The sequence below is a fragment of the Haloferax sp. Atlit-109R genome (genome assembly GCF_003665865.1).
Lineage (GTDB): Archaea > Halobacteriota > Halobacteria > Halobacteriales > Haloferacaceae > Haloferax > Haloferax volcanii.
This window is the reverse complement of record NZ_QPLO01000005.1, coordinates 102,250-115,804: the sequence shown is the minus strand read 5'-3', so window position 1 is coordinate 115,804 and position 13,555 is coordinate 102,250. Positions and strand designations below refer to the sequence as shown.

Below are 13,555 nucleotides of genomic sequence, written 5' to 3'. Positions count from 1 at the left end.
TCCTGCCACTGCAGCTGCCCCTAGCAGTTTACGCCGACTCGTTCTATCGAGCTCTGAATCGTTCGAAGTGCTTAGGGTATTCTCTCTCATTGTGGAGTGACTGCTCAGATTACTGAGGCGCTAGTTGGCTTCCGACCCAGGGACAGGAGCGCCAGCAATCGGCAGGGGCTCGTACGGTTCTTCCAAGTACTCTAGCTCTGAATCCGTCAGGTCGATATCGAGCGCTTCGACGGCTTGTTCGAGATGTTCGACGCTCGTGGTGCCGACGATCGGCGCATCAACGACGTCCTGGTGGAGTAACCACGCCAGCGAGAGCTGTGCCATCGTCACCCCCTTCTCCGCAGCGAGTTCCTCAACTCGCTCGTTGACGGCCGGTCCGCCGCCCATCCGGTATTCCTCGTGCGTCTCGGTGAGCTCTTCGCCGCGGGTGGTCGCCGTCATCTCTTCGTGGGGGCGGGTGAGGTATCCTTGTGCGAGCGGACTCCACGGGATGACGCCGATGTCTTCTTTCTCGCAGAAGGGGAACATCTCCCGCTCGCCTTCGCGGTAGACGAGGTTGTAGTGGTCCTGCATCGTCACGAACTGTTCAATATCTAGGTGATCGCTGGTGTACAGTGCCTCGGCGAACTGGTGAGTCCACATCGACGACGCGCCGATGTATCGAACCTTCCCGCGTCGTACTGCGTCATCAAGGGCACGCAGCGTTTGCTCGATGGGTGTCTCGTAGTCCCACCGGTGGATCTGGTAGAGGTCAACGGTATCCATCCCCAGTCGGTCTAGCGAATTCTCCAGTTCCTGTTCGACAGTCTTCCGGGAGAGTCCCGACGCGTTCGGGTGTGGTTCGTCTGCATCGGAGAAGAGGTTCGTGGGGAAGTAGCATTTCGTGGCGACGACGTGTTCGTCGCGGTCGTACTCTCCGAGAACGTCCCCGATGATCTCCTCGGACTCCCCGTTCGAGTACGCGTTGGCCGTGTCGAAGAAGTTGATACCGAGGTCAATCGCGCGTTCGATGATCTCGCGCGAGCCCTCCTCGTCGAGCGTCCAGTCGTGCAAGTCGCTCACGCCGAAACTCATCCCGCCGAGACAGATGCGGCTGACCTCCATTCCGGTCGAACCGAGAGTAGTGTATTCCATGGTTATGGTTCTTCGAGGGCAGTTACTTCAGATCCGTCCGGTTCAGGCATGAAGGCGAGGTGGCTGAACGGCGAATCGGCATTCCGTGTGTTCCCGTGCCAGTGCTCTTCATCAGGCTCGAAGACGATCAGGTCGCCCTCCGAGACCTCACGTTCTCCGTTGCGGGTTGCGACGATTCCTTCGCCTTCAGTGACGTACAACACCTGTACGCCAGCATGCGTGTGGAATTTGGTTCGTTCTCCCGGTCGGAACGTAACTTCCACCGAGCGGACGGTATTCCCGTCGAACTCGCTCGAAACACCATCCGAAACGAGCACCGTCGTCACTTGGGCCGGGTGATCGGATTCTTCTCTATCAGCGGACGGAACGTTTGTCACATCCATGTTTTGTACGTATGCGAATTGCGGGTTTGATATCCAAGACTTCGATGCTATCTGGAAACCGTATTTAACTCCCGTCGTCTCTGAAGTGGCGAAGGGGATACCGGAGATCGCGTCTGAGAGACGGATAGGTCACGTAGAGAGAGCGCTCAGATCAGCTCACGTGTCCCGTTCAGCCTCCCCCAACCACTTCACCATCTCCGGGTCTCGGTGGTCGAAGAACTGGCTTTCTCCTTCGTCTAGTTCCGAAATCGTCTCCATTTCCTCCGTGGTGAGTTCGAAGTCGAAGACATCGAAATTCTCGGCGATCCGGTCGGCGTGAACCGACTTCGGAATAGCGACGATTTCGCGCTGGATGAGCCATCGAAGCACTACCTGTGCAGCGGATTTGCCGTGGCGGTCTCCGATCGTGGTCAACACGTCGTGTTCGAAGATGTCGTTCTGCCCTTCGGCGAACGGCCCCCACGACTCGTGTTGGATGTCCTGTTCCTCGAGGAATGCTGCATCCTCGATTCGCTGGTAGAAGGGATGTGTCTCGATCTGATTGACGGCTGGGACGACATCGTTGTGGACCATAAGGTCCATCACCCGGTCGGGATGGAAGTTGCTGACCCCGATCGCCCTGATCTTGCCGTCCTCGTAGAGGTCTTCCATAGCCTGCCACGAACAGTGGACGTCGCCGTAGGGCTGATGAATCAGAAACAGGTCGAGGTAGTCGAGGCCCAGTCGGTCCAACGATCGCTCGAACGCGTCCAAGGTGGCTTCGTAGCCAGTGTCCTGTACCCAGAGCTTCGACGTCACGAACACCTCGTCTCGCGGCACGTCGCTCTTCTCGATTGCCCGCCCGACCGCCTCCTCGTTCTCATACGACGCCGCGGTATCGATGAGTCGATACCCCGTATCGAGTGCTTCCGAGACACTGCGTTCACACTCGTCGAGGTCCTCGATTTGATACGTGCCGAATCCGAGAATCGGCATCTCCACACCGTTGTTGAGTTCAACTGTCTTCATAGTAGGTCTCTGTCTACCAGATCAGAGGGACTACGGCCAGATAGCGACGGTGCTAATTGGATACCGTGTTTAAGTGCTCCTGTGTTTGGAGTGCCGAAGAGAGTAGCTGCCGCTCACCCCGCCTGAGGAGTCTCGAGAGCGAGGGTTGTGAGATGCCGAGTTCCGTAGCGAGCTCCTCAGTCGAGGTCTGTCGTGGGCTCTCGTAGTAGCCACGAGAGAGCGCGAGTGTCAGCGCCTCGTATTGCCGTTCAGTCAACCCAAACGGGATAGCATCGTCCGATGCAGCGGAAGTGGAGGTCATCGAGATGAGGTCGAGCGAAATCCCGTAGTTCTCACAGCGGGTCCGGGACTCCATGAACGCATCACGGTCCTTGTACACTTTCCTTTCGTACCATCCGTCCGGTGTGACGACGGTCGGCTCGAGTTTGGCCGCTACGGAACTGCCCCCACTGAATACGTCCGAGATCGCGTCGTCGAGGTCTATCGTAAGGTTGTGGACGGTTTCCTCGCCCGCGTAGCCGATCGTTGTCGCCTCTTGGACTTCGTCCAGCGATTCCAAGTCGGCTTCTGAAACGTTGACTTCGGAATCGATTTTGACGATGAACATCCGGGCGTCCTGTTCGAAACAGAGCCCATGGACGCACTCAATTTGGTCCGGTGGGAGTCTCTCAGTGATACTGACTAGCGGGAGAGACGGTGAACTGAGGGAAAACTCAGTCGTAATTGTCATACATAGACGTATGCTTCCCCGGTAGTTAACGTTCGGGACTCCCGTGTTTACAGGGATTACTCCAACAGGAGATGGTCTGAGCAGCTCCACCCTCGTAGAGCAAATCAGCGGATCTGTTGTAACTCAAGGATAATTCTGGGCTGGTGGTGTTTATTGCCCCCGAGAGGGGTGCGGGGGTCACCGAACCGCCCGCGAGCAACGAATGAACGGGAATGTACCTGTAGCAAGTTCGGAATCGGTACCAGTAGCATCGCCCGGTCAGTCCCACCGAGACGCAGTCGAATACGTCGGCTTCCGCGTCGACGGCCAAGCCGTCGTCCTGAACCTCTCGGAGCATCGGCGACTCTCCCTCGAGCGCAGTCTGGACCTCGTCAACCACAGCCAGAGAGGCCGATCAAAACGACTGACGTGAGAGGGATTCTAAAATAGTTCCCCGCTGGACCGGGTGATCGGTAAGTATAGAGCGCAAGTCGGTCAACTACTGGTTATCGCTGGGCTGGTTGAACAAGGCCGTGATTGTGAAGCCACCATAGAACCCGAGCGTGTAGATTACGACCTCGGTAGCAAAGTCAGCAGCCGTCTGGATGTCTTTGAGGTGGATGAAGAGTACGTCAGTAGCCACGACAAAGACGGTGATGACTAGACAGAAAATCAATCGACGAACGCTGAAGAGAGTGCTTTGCCAGATGAAATTGAACATTATCGGCTCTGTTGAAACCCTCTTGCCGTCTTGCGATTTGTTGAGAGACTAGTTTTCACTGTGATTCACGGAAACTAGCCAGAAAGAGCGCTCTCTGCAATGTCAACGCTGAAGGATTTCAACAGAGCCACATTATCGCAATTTGCGCTTGACACGAAGCGGTGAAGAACCTTGCTCGTGGCTCGGGCCAACTGCTGAATTCGCATACCTACCCAACCGGCTGTTTCGTCGATGATAGGAGGAAACAAACGACGACCAACTGCTGCATACAACCTCTGAATTCAGCACGACTCGCAGAACTATTCTACGAACTGATAGAAACACCCGTAGTACGTTGGTAGGTCATCGAGCTGTTTCCGGCTTCCTGTAGGCTATTTATCGATCTGGAATTCAAGTACGATTCCGGTCGGTAGTGTTTGTTGCCCCCGAGAGGGGTGCGGGGGAATTCACTCCCCTCAACCGAGCCATGACCGACTCAGAGTACCCCTGGCGAGACGAATCGCGCCTCTACGAACTCTACTGGGAACAGGAGTTTAGCACTGTAGAGATCGCGGACAAACTGGGCTGTACACAACAGACGGTTTCGAAGTGGATGCAGCGATTCGACATTCCTCGTCGAGACGCACGCGAGGCGGCCCCGAACCGGCGACGGCATCCCGCCGTGTTCACCGACCGTGGCTACATCATCTGCGCCTCGAACTATCGTGGAACCACAGACTCCGTCGGGATTCACCGGCTCGTAATGGTCGCAGAGTGCGGGTTCGACGCCGTCGCGGACAAGCACGTTCATCACAAGAATGGCGTCCAGTGGGACAACAGGCCAGAAAACCTCGAACTCCTCAGTCGGGCCGAACACGCCGAACGACACGGCTTCGGGTCTGAGATTAAACCAACAGACCACGAGTGGGACGTGTCCGATCGCGAGCGGGACGAACGGGGGCGATTCAAATGACGACGGCGTACGTCGGCCGACGTCAACGAGGAGAGCTCGTTGTCACTCGCCGTCCCGAGGACACAGAACTCACGCCCGACCGCAGTCTCAAGCTCGTCAATCACAGTCCGAGTGGCTTCGAGGTCGGGTATAGTGGTAGCGGGCCCGCCCAGCTCGCGTGCGCGCTCCTCCTCGACTACTACGACGATGAGCAGTTCGCCCGTGAGCACTACATCGCGTTCCGGAATCAGGTGGTTTCGCAGCTGGAGTGCGACGGTGCCGCGGCGTGCTGGCACCTCCCCGGCGAGGAGATCGACGCCGCGATGGCGACCCTTACCGACGACGTCGTCGCCCTCGCCGACGGCGGACGGCCGTCACCGACGCTTCCCGAGAACTGGCGAACCGTCTCCCGCCCTGATCGAAGAGTGTTCCAGCGCGCTGATCGCGACCACTACATCGTACTCGGGGATGGGAGCGAGGAGTGGCTGGTCGTACTCTGCAGCCAAGGCGACCGTGCATATCCTGCCCCGCTCGCACATCGGACGGTTGTCGAGGAGGGTGACGTGGAACGGGTAATCCAAGAACTCGCTGAAGAGAGCAACGACCTCATCGAATCCCCGGAGGGGGAGCACTGATGGAGACGCTTCGACTGGCGCGAGCCACCCATCAGCTCCTCGAACGTGGTGTCGAGGCGCTCGAGAAAATCGGGCGCGAACTGGAGCGATACAACGACCGGGAGGAGTGATTCGCGACCCAAGCACAGTTATTACCGCCAGAATTACCAGACTGCTCTGGTAATCAGATAATAATCAGATATGGATATCCCCACGGACCGTTCCGAATACCTACCCGGTTTTCCTTTCAAAGCGACACGGGCTATCCTCGTCGTCCTCGGACTATGTCTGCTCGTCTATTCAGTCCCCGTTACGGGGACGTTTGACCAAGTTGATCCTGTAACGCGCTCAACGTCAGTACCGCTTGAATATACGACTACAGGAGGAGAAACCGAGTACGGGACTTTCGATATCCAAATCACGACTCCGACAACTGGCGTCGCTACAAACGGAAGTGTCCGGATACGGATGCAGACCGGGTGGGGGAATCCATATGCCAACACAGAGAGCCCGCCAAGAGCACCGCTTGAAGTCGCCGTTATCGCCGCACCGACATCATGGCGACCCGAACGGGCGGCCAGAGAGGGGACAGTCCTCTTTGCGAACACTTCCACATACGAGCAGGGCGAATACGCGACGTTCGAACGAGTACTACACTTGCCAGCGTCAATCGCACCGAAAGGGGTCGGACCTACGGAGGCGACATTATACTATTACGCGGCGTCAAACGCTGGAACCAATCGTTTTGAGATACTTCGAACCTACACAGTATATCGACCGTTCTGGGAACGGCCACGGGCATGGGGACTGCTCGCTGCAATAGTTCTCCTAGGTGCAACACTACCGACGTTCAACCAGTCGGTTCGTAACCGTCTCGCCGAACCGGTGCAACGCTACGCTGATCGACAATGGCGCCAGGATCTCCTTTCCAAAGCACAGAGACTCGACGACAAGTTCGACACAGAGACTACAGCCAGCGCGGGATCACCAGTTGAACAGTCTATTCAAGCAGCTCCGCGTGAGAATCTTCAGGATTGGAGTCAGAGGCTGGAACAGTTCGCAGTACTGGACCAGACGCTCTCAAGACTTCCTTTCGAGGAGTTACCGGTTGCAAGGACAAAGGTTCGGTCACTCGCAGCCCAGACGTGGAGTGACAACGATCCCGCAACCGCGAGCGATCTAAATGACGTGCTTACGGGGATTGATATTGGCTTTGAAGTTAGAATTCGTGGCCAAAGCTACGATGGGGCCAAGCTGCTTGACCAAACCCTTGCTGACTTTCCGTCCTCGGAAGATGACCAGCTTGAACAGGCTGCTGCAGAGATAAATCGATTCGAGGACGCCCGAGCAACCGTCGAACAGTGGAGTCAGCCCAGTAGTAGTCCGGCAGACTCGGGGAAAAGTAAGCTGGCTGTTCGTGTCGATAGCCAAGTGGTTGAGCCAACAGCGATCTGGGAACGTCTTGATACCATCTTGACTGAAGGAACTCTCGATCAATTCTGCGAGCAAGCAAAGGCGGTTGAAGATTTCGCAGCTAAGACCGAACCACTACGAAGCAACAGTGGGTCGTCTCATCCCTTATCAGCTGGCCAAGCACAGGATACAACGATCGAGGACGCCTGTAATGCGGTTCGGGAGGGCGATCTAGATGCCATCGAGAAGGCGATGGTGAAGGCAGAGGCATGGGTCGCCGAGCAGGAAGTGGCACAGATGTTCGCAACTACGGACTTGTCTCACAGTTCTATCGACCCGACTGATGTCCAGAATCGGGTTGACCAAGCCCGCGCCACTAACGACTACACTCGCATCAAATCAATCAGGGATGAAGTAATGGCCCAGCTTGACTCGACGTGGCAGCCATCGGATCTGCTTTCATTAACGCCAACGCAGTTTGAAGAGGTTCTGGGACAGCTTTATCAAAGGAATGGATACGACGTCCAGGTCACACAGCAATCGGGAGATAGAGGAATTGACGCTATTGCACGCAACGGCCAGCGAACAATCGCTATTCAGGCCAAACGCTACGATCCTAACGGGGCCGGGAACGTGTCTGGTCCAGAGGTCCGAAACGCAATCGGGGCGACAGTACAAGAAGGCGCAGATGTCTGCGTGGTCGCAACATCGTCTGGATTTACGCAGGACGCAAGGCGGGCTGCTATGGAAACAAAAGGTGTAGAGGTACAGCTACTGTCTGGACGGGATGTAATCGAAAAGCTCTCGAAGAGTCAAATTCCAAATCCGACCTAAGTTCGTTTTCCGAAAGGCAAGAACATCCGATCGAGTCTATTGTCCCAGATTCTATAGTAACATCCGGAGGCAGAAGGCGCCGATAGGTTACAAGCATCACCAGCGGGCGAGAACGGGGGCTCTCAAACATCGAGCGCGTCAGCGACAATCTGCAGGAGAAGGTCGACCAGTTCGAAGAGCGGGAGGACGCGCTTCGTGAGCGGTTCCAAGAGGCGATGGCCTGACGCCGCATCGGTGACGTAGTCGTCTGTTCTGTTTTTCTCGCCCTGGAGGGGTGGAGGCCAACCGAGATGGAACAGTCCACGATTAGCGACGGGAGTGAGGATAAATTCCCCCCTGAGAAACGTCTTGAAGCACCGAATTACCGATTGATCAAGGCAGGGATCGCGACGATTCCGGATATGGAAACCCTCCAAGAGTGCGTTGCCTACGAGAACGCCCACCAGAATCGAACGCAGATTCTGCGCCGGCTCAAGTGGAAGGCCGAAGAGCTGCGTGAGGACGAAGAGTAAGCTCTGTTCTTAACCAACATATTCCGCGTGGGTTCCCCTATTGTTGGTTAACAGACTGTCCCTCGGTTTATCGGGCCCCTGAATGGGTGCGGGGCAGCCAGCAGCGACCTCGCGAGCCAAATCATGTCCCTCGAGCTGAGCTCCAGCGCCAGCACCGCCCGCGAAATCTCCGCCGCCAGACAAACAGACTTCGTGGCGTTCCTCCACCGAGCTCCCTTTGCCGGCGATGCTCTCGCCCTCGGCTTCCTTCCCGGGTTTCGCGAGGACTGTGGGTACCAAGAGACGCAGTATCAGAACCTCAGCCTTCCCGTTGGGATGCTCGACAACGATTTCCGAAATCCCGATCTGGACCGATTCGTCGACCGCTTCTTCGAGCATGAACCACAGGTCGGGGTCATTGGAGACGTCGACGAAATCGACGACGTCGACGCCCACGTCGCTGCTGCTCGCGAGATCCAAGCGAGCTATCCCGAGGCGGAGCTCATCGTCGTTCCGAAGGCGCGGGCGGTGATCGACGCGATACCCGAGAACCTCGTCCTCGGATATTCGCGGGGATACGCCGACCGCCTGGCCCACGAGTTCTCCGACCCAGCCGATTGGAGAGGGCGGCGCGTCCACATCCTCGGCGGAAGTCCGTCCAAGCAGCTCGACGCCATTCGACAGCTGACCCGACCGACACTCACCGACGAGCCACCGGCCGACATCGTCGGCGTCGACTGGAACGGGTTGCATCGTGGCGCACAGTTCGGTGAATTCTGGACGGCCGACGGCTGGGACGACAGCGGTCGCGACGCCGACCACGTCACCGTACGAAAGACGGTGCGCCACAGCCTCGCTCGCGTCCGTGAGTTCTGGAGGACTCACGGAATCTGGCCCGAATCGACACCGCAAGACGAGGGGCTCAACGTCGAGTACGAGGGACCGAGTCCTGCCGATCTCGAGGGCGCCGCCTGTACCGAGTGCGGGGCGAATGTCTGGCGAACTCGCCGCGGCCCGTACGTCGCCGAATATGATACCGGCGCTATCTGTGGATACTGCAGCTACGAGTGCTACTTCAGTCACCGTCACCGGAACAACCTGGAGGAAATCGCCGGCGAGCAGAGCGTCTACATTCCGCCGGCGTGACTTAGCGACCTGTTTTTCGAGCCCCGGGAGAGGGCGGAGGCTCGGTCGTGAACCTTCGTCCAGAGGTGACTTTCCGTGAGTCAGCAACAAACTGCAGACGACGTTTCAGTCGATGAGATTCCAATCGATATCTCGAACACCCAGTCCGGGGATATCGATCCCGCCGATGTCCCCGACGAAATCGAGTCGATCACCCGTGGTCTAGCGAGCGAACAGCCGCCGACGAACCCCCTGGTCGTTCTCAAAGCGGCTCGCTGGTGGTACATCCATGGCAAGGGTGGAACGGATCCCGCCTTCAGGTGGGCCATCGAGTGGACGCGTCATCTAGCGACCGACACGCCCAGCGACGTCGATCGATTCGACGAGTTCCTTGAGTACCTCGTCACGGTCGGCTTCGCTGACGAGACCCACGAACTCCGCTAACCAAGAGGGCGATTTTTTATTCGCCCCAGAGGGGTGCGGCGCGGTCTGAACAGACGCAGTCGCCGTGAATTCGATTCGGTGAACACGATGTCCACGACCAGAGACTCGTCGGTCTCCTTCGATCAGACCGACACGCGAGACGACGAGATGAACAGCACCATCGAACAGTGGATCGACGAGCTCGTCGCCGGCGTTGACGACGCGCAGGCGAGCGAGGAGTTCCAAGAGTGGCTCGACGTCCAGAGTCGCTTTCACGACTACTCCTACCGGAACACGCTCCTCATCAAGCGGCAGTGTCCCGAGGCGAGCCGGGTTGCGGGCTACCGGACGTGGCAGGAGGAGTTCGATCGTCACGTCACGGAGGGCGAGTCGGCCATCTGGATCTGGGCGCCGATCATCACGAAGCAGTGCCCGGAGTGCGAGAACTCGCCGAGCTACCACGAGGACAGTGACTGTGAGTACGACGAGACGCCGCCCGAGGAGTGGTCCGAGGGCCTCGTCGGATTCAAGCCCGCGCCGGTGTTCGATGTCTCCCAGACCGAGGGCGAGCCGCTTCCCGACCTGGACACGGCAGCGACCGGGGACGCCGGCAACCTTATCGATCGGCTGACCGACGCCGCAGATGAACTCGGTGTGACGGTTCGAATCGTTCCAGCCGAGGAGTGGACCCACGGCGAGGCGAAGGGCATCTGCGAGCAGCTGAGTCTCATCGATATGCAGCCGCGTGTCGAGGTTCGTGATCGGGAGAACGATGCCGACCTTGCGCGGACGCTGATTCACGAGTACGCACACGCCCAGCTCCACTTCGACGTCGACGACGACACCGAGCGGGCGAAACGCGAAGTCGAGGCCGAAGCCGTCGCGTACGTCGTCGGACGCTACTGCGGACTCGACACTAGCGGGTCAGCTTTCTACCTCGCTGCGTGGGAGTCCGACGATCCCGAGGTCGTTCGCGAGCGCCTCGGACGGATTAGTCGAACGGCAGAGGAGCTCATCGACGTGCTCGAAGAGCCGCCTGCTCCCTAAATCGGTTAACCAACAAATTGCCCGAATCTCCCTCTTTCGTTGGTTAAGTTTTTTGCGCCCGCAGAGGGGTGGAGGCGCATTCTGACCTCCGCGAACCATGACTGACGACTATCTCACAACGGTCCTCGAGGAAGCCGAGCACGTCGCCGAGCAGCACGATCAGGTCGCCCGAACGACAGACAAACAAGCCCACGAATACCTCCGATACGCCGTTCTTCGGGTGCTCGAAGGCGAGTCGGCACACCTCCCGGCGGACTGGACGCCGATCGACGGCGTGACCGTCGGCTACGGGAGCGACGACGCGATGTACGACAGCTGGGGCTCCAGCGAAGACTGGTGGGAGACCGTCCCGCCGCAAGAAGCGTGTACCCGCTTTCGGGTGTTCTTCCCGGACGACCACCAGACGGTTCCCCGTGACATCGTCGACGTGATGACCGCGATCGGTGCCTGGCAAGTGTGGACCGGGAGCGCAGCCGCCTGTGGCTCCTACGACCATCGCGAGCGCCGCGAGGTCCACTACCTCTGGCCGGAAGGCCATCCGGTTGAGGAAGTGCTCCACGAGCGGCTCAGTGGCCCTGCGGTAGCCGTCGCTCCCGACGGTGGCCGAACGGGCGACGTTCGCGACCGACTGGTCGTCGACGAGAACACACAGTCGCAGAATGAACTCGAGCCCCGCACGAAGCGTGCCGTCGCCGAAGCGATGGACGTCTCGCTCCTCTCGAAAGGTGGCCGCTACGAGGTGCAGTCTGCGTCCGGGAACCGGTACGAAGTCGACGTTATCGACGAATCGTGTACCTGTCCCGACTGGCAGCAGCGCTCACCCGAGGGCGGCTGCAAGCACCTGCGCCGCGTCGATCACGAGATCAAACGGGGCCGCGTGCCCCGACCAGACGGCCGCCTTCCCTCCCCGTAGTCGTGACCAGACTACTCCACGGGACGGACTGTGTCGCCATCCCGACGGACCCGGTCGAACGTTGAGAGATACGCGAGCCGGTCGTGAACCTCGTCGGTGTCCAGCTCCAGTTCGGCGGCCAGTTCGTCGACGGTCATCGGCTCGTCGAGTGCTTGGAGAACTTCGAGCCCCCGGTAGTACCTGTTCGTCAGCTCCTGAACGCGCCCCTCGATCGGCGTGGTCACTCCGTACCGCTCCTCGAGTTCGACCAGGGCCTCGTTCGCGAACGTGGCGAACTGATCGTCACCCAGGCGTTCGATCTGGGCTTCGAGTTCATCCCGGACGACGTCGTAATCGAGACCGGCCTGTACGAGCATATTCATGTCCTCGATATCGTCGTCGCGGCCTGCGATCGCCTTGAACAGGAAGATATCCTTGTTGCTGACCAGCCGGACCGTCAGTCGATCCAGGTTGAGGAACGGCTCGCTACGCTCTTGCATCCCGTCGGTGAGCACGAGCTTGTTCGCGACCTGCTGGTTGAAGATGTCGAGGCGACACCCATCGTCGTTCTCGACGCAGCTCGTCGCCCCAAGCGCCCGGTAATCTGGATCCAGCGACTGGACCTCCGCGTATCCGAGGTCCATCAGGACGGCCCACAGCTGGCCGTACGCGTCGCCATCTGGAACGACAAGGTCGATATCTTTCGTCGCCCCCTTGAGGTCGCGCAGCGACATCGCGCCACCACCGATCAAGTAGACTGTGAGCGGTTCAGATAACCCATCCCCGATTCGCTGGAATTCGTTCTCGATGTACTCGCGTCCGAATGTTGGTCTCATTGTGGTAGTGGTACCTCGTAGTCAGCCGCCAGCTCCTGGAACTCGTCCCACTCCGGGAGCCGGTCATCGTCGACCTCGCCGTGCGTCTCGAGGTAGCGGACCAAGGCGTCGATTTCGTCTTCGAGGCCATACTTCGCCGCCTGCGCTCGGAGGGCCGCCTCGTCGACGTCGACGTGACTGAGCAGGAGGAGACAGTACGAACGGTGGCGGCTGCCGTCGTCGATCAAGAGGGTGTGACAGCAGAGCTCCGCCGGCGAGACTGCGTCGAGGTCCTCGGAGTAGACGTAGTAGCGGTGGCCGGTGAGCAAAAACTGGAGGTCGAAGGCTGCAAATCGAGCGAGCCCGGTTTCGTGGAACGCCTCCGCATCGATCTCCCTCTCGGCCTGGGCGAGGAATTCGTCGTAGTCCTCCCAGAGAATCGTCCCCTTCGGGGCGACGGCTTCGAGGCGGTGGCGATGCAGATGGTGTGCGAGTTCACGGGCGAACTCGTGGAGGCGGTCGAAGTCGGCGTTGAACTCGTAGCGGCCGTCGGCCGTCCCGACGAGACCACGGTCGCGAAACCGCTTGAGGATGCGGTTGACCGTGTTGCGGTAGTTGTCGCTCCGGTCGGCGATCTCGGAGACAGTTCGCGGCTGGTCGAGGTAGTACAGCACCTCGAGTGCCTTGCCGGTCAGCAGCTCGGGGAACTCGATGTGGGAGTGCTGGCGGACGAGGTCCCGATAGAGTTCGACGGCGCGAGCATCCGACGGAACGACTCGTTTTCGCCGGCCATCGCGTTCCGTGTAGACGAGCCCTTTCTCAACGAGGTCGCCGACGGCACGAGAAAGGTAGCTCTCGCTGTGATCGAGCTTCGTCGCGAGTTCGGAGATCGTGTCGCCACGGTCGACCGTGGCGAGGACCTCGAGTTCGATACGCCGGAGCACGGTGTAACATAGTACGAAACTTGTATATAAAGAAGTTTCGAGTAGTGTTACAGCCAGCAATCGCGAGAACC

Annotated in this window: 15 protein-coding genes; 8 read left to right on the top strand and 7 right to left on the bottom strand. The window is 58.9% G+C overall.

What is annotated here, in order from left to right:
• Positions 1–120: 120 nt before the first annotated feature.
• From DVK03_RS19375 to DVK03_RS20360, 5 genes are all read right to left on the bottom strand, one after another.
• A complete protein-coding gene (locus tag DVK03_RS19375; protein ID WP_115803960.1) occupies positions 121–1,134 on the bottom strand; it encodes an aldo/keto reductase in 1,014 nt (337 codons plus the stop codon).
• A 2-nt stretch (positions 1,135–1,136) separates the two neighbouring features.
• On the bottom strand, positions 1,137–1,517 hold the full coding sequence (locus DVK03_RS19370) for a cupin domain-containing protein (protein WP_115803961.1): 381 nt from the start codon (positions 1,515–1,517) through the stop codon (positions 1,137–1,139).
• Between the two features lie 156 nt (positions 1,518–1,673).
• On the bottom strand, positions 1,674–2,525 hold the full coding sequence (locus tag DVK03_RS19365; RefSeq protein ID WP_115803962.1) for an aldo/keto reductase: 852 nt from the start codon (positions 2,523–2,525) through the stop codon (positions 1,674–1,676).
• 52 nt (positions 2,526–2,577) lie between these two features.
• Complete coding sequence (locus DVK03_RS19360; RefSeq protein ID WP_199506025.1) at positions 2,578–3,255, bottom strand: helix-turn-helix domain-containing protein; 678 nt, start codon at positions 3,253–3,255, stop codon at positions 2,578–2,580.
• Positions 3,256–3,733: 478 nt separating this feature from the next.
• Positions 3,734–3,877, bottom strand: coding sequence for a hypothetical protein (locus tag DVK03_RS20360; RefSeq protein WP_233521852.1), 144 nt, complete (start codon positions 3,875–3,877; stop codon positions 3,734–3,736).
• A 544-nt stretch (positions 3,878–4,421) separates the two neighbouring features.
• On the opposite strand from DVK03_RS20360, the gene DVK03_RS19345 reads away from it, so the two are divergent.
• The 8 genes from DVK03_RS19345 to DVK03_RS19310 all read left to right on the top strand — a co-directional run bounded on the left by DVK03_RS19345 (position 4,422) and on the right by DVK03_RS19310 (position 11,746).
• A complete protein-coding gene (locus tag DVK03_RS19345) occupies positions 4,422–4,907 on the top strand; it encodes an HNH endonuclease (RefSeq protein WP_115803985.1) in 486 nt (161 codons plus the stop codon).
• Positions 4,904–5,521: a DUF6166 domain-containing protein gene (locus tag DVK03_RS19340; protein ID WP_115803964.1), complete on the top strand. Its 618-nt coding sequence runs from the start codon at positions 4,904–4,906 to the stop codon at positions 5,519–5,521. The genes DVK03_RS19345 and DVK03_RS19340 overlap by 4 nt, the downstream gene beginning before the upstream one ends.
• Before the next feature lie 864 nt (positions 5,522–6,385).
• Entirely contained in the window at positions 6,386–7,747 is a 1,362-nt protein-coding gene (locus DVK03_RS19335) for a restriction endonuclease (RefSeq protein ID WP_158599095.1), read from the top strand.
• Positions 7,748–8,037: 290 nt separating this feature from the next.
• A complete protein-coding gene (locus tag DVK03_RS19330) occupies positions 8,038–8,259 on the top strand; it encodes a hypothetical protein (RefSeq protein WP_115803966.1) in 222 nt (73 codons plus the stop codon).
• Positions 8,260–8,382: 123 nt separating this feature from the next.
• Positions 8,383–9,384: a DUF6610 family protein gene (locus DVK03_RS19325; RefSeq protein WP_115803967.1), complete on the top strand. Its 1,002-nt coding sequence runs from the start codon at positions 8,383–8,385 to the stop codon at positions 9,382–9,384.
• A gap of 75 nt (positions 9,385–9,459) precedes the next feature.
• Positions 9,460–9,807 (top strand): hypothetical protein, encoded by a 348-nt coding sequence (locus tag DVK03_RS19320; protein ID WP_115803968.1) that lies wholly within the window; start codon positions 9,460–9,462, stop codon positions 9,805–9,807.
• 87 nt (positions 9,808–9,894) lie between these two features.
• Positions 9,895–10,833 carry an ArdC-like ssDNA-binding domain-containing protein gene (locus DVK03_RS19315; RefSeq protein WP_115803969.1) on the top strand — a complete coding sequence of 313 codons (939 nt, stop codon included), beginning with the start codon at positions 9,895–9,897 and terminating at the stop codon, positions 10,831–10,833.
• A 97-nt stretch (positions 10,834–10,930) separates the two neighbouring features.
• Complete coding sequence (locus tag DVK03_RS19310) at positions 10,931–11,746, top strand: hypothetical protein (protein WP_115803970.1); 816 nt, start codon at positions 10,931–10,933, stop codon at positions 11,744–11,746.
• Between the two features lie 11 nt (positions 11,747–11,757).
• Here DVK03_RS19310 and DVK03_RS19305 read toward each other — a convergent pair whose 3' ends face one another.
• A complete protein-coding gene (locus tag DVK03_RS19305; RefSeq protein ID WP_115803971.1) occupies positions 11,758–12,561 on the bottom strand; it encodes a DUF6036 family nucleotidyltransferase in 804 nt (267 codons plus the stop codon).
• A complete protein-coding gene (locus DVK03_RS19300) occupies positions 12,558–13,484 on the bottom strand; it encodes a MarR family transcriptional regulator (protein ID WP_115803972.1) in 927 nt (308 codons plus the stop codon). The genes DVK03_RS19305 and DVK03_RS19300 overlap by 4 nt, the downstream gene beginning before the upstream one ends.
• Positions 13,485–13,555: the final 71 nt, after the last annotated feature.

Excerpts from the sequence above, each read along its gene's own strand:
- DVK03_RS19375 (WP_115803960.1), bottom strand. The coding sequence starts at position 1,134 with ATGGAATACACTACTCTCGGTTCGACCGGAATGGAGGTCAGCCGCATC.
- DVK03_RS19370 (WP_115803961.1), bottom strand. The coding sequence starts at position 1,517 with ATGGATGTGACAAACGTTCCGTCCGCTGATAGAGAAGAATCCGATCAC.
- DVK03_RS19365 (WP_115803962.1), bottom strand. The coding sequence starts at position 2,525 with ATGAAGACAGTTGAACTCAACAACGGTGTGGAGATGCCGATTCTCGGA.
- DVK03_RS19360 (WP_199506025.1), bottom strand. The coding sequence starts at position 3,255 with ATGACAATTACGACTGAGTTTTCCCTCAGTTCACCGTCTCTCCCGCTA.
- DVK03_RS19345 (WP_115803985.1), top strand. The coding sequence starts at position 4,422 with ATGACCGACTCAGAGTACCCCTGGCGAGACGAATCGCGCCTCTACGAA.
- DVK03_RS19340 (WP_115803964.1), top strand. The coding sequence starts at position 4,904 with ATGACGACGGCGTACGTCGGCCGACGTCAACGAGGAGAGCTCGTTGTC.
- DVK03_RS19330 (WP_115803966.1), top strand. The coding sequence starts at position 8,038 with ATGGAACAGTCCACGATTAGCGACGGGAGTGAGGATAAATTCCCCCCT.
- DVK03_RS19325 (WP_115803967.1), top strand. The coding sequence starts at position 8,383 with ATGTCCCTCGAGCTGAGCTCCAGCGCCAGCACCGCCCGCGAAATCTCC.
- DVK03_RS19315 (WP_115803969.1), top strand. The coding sequence starts at position 9,895 with ATGTCCACGACCAGAGACTCGTCGGTCTCCTTCGATCAGACCGACACG.
- DVK03_RS19310 (WP_115803970.1), top strand. The coding sequence starts at position 10,931 with ATGACTGACGACTATCTCACAACGGTCCTCGAGGAAGCCGAGCACGTC.
- DVK03_RS19305 (WP_115803971.1), bottom strand. The coding sequence starts at position 12,561 with ATGAGACCAACATTCGGACGCGAGTACATCGAGAACGAATTCCAGCGA.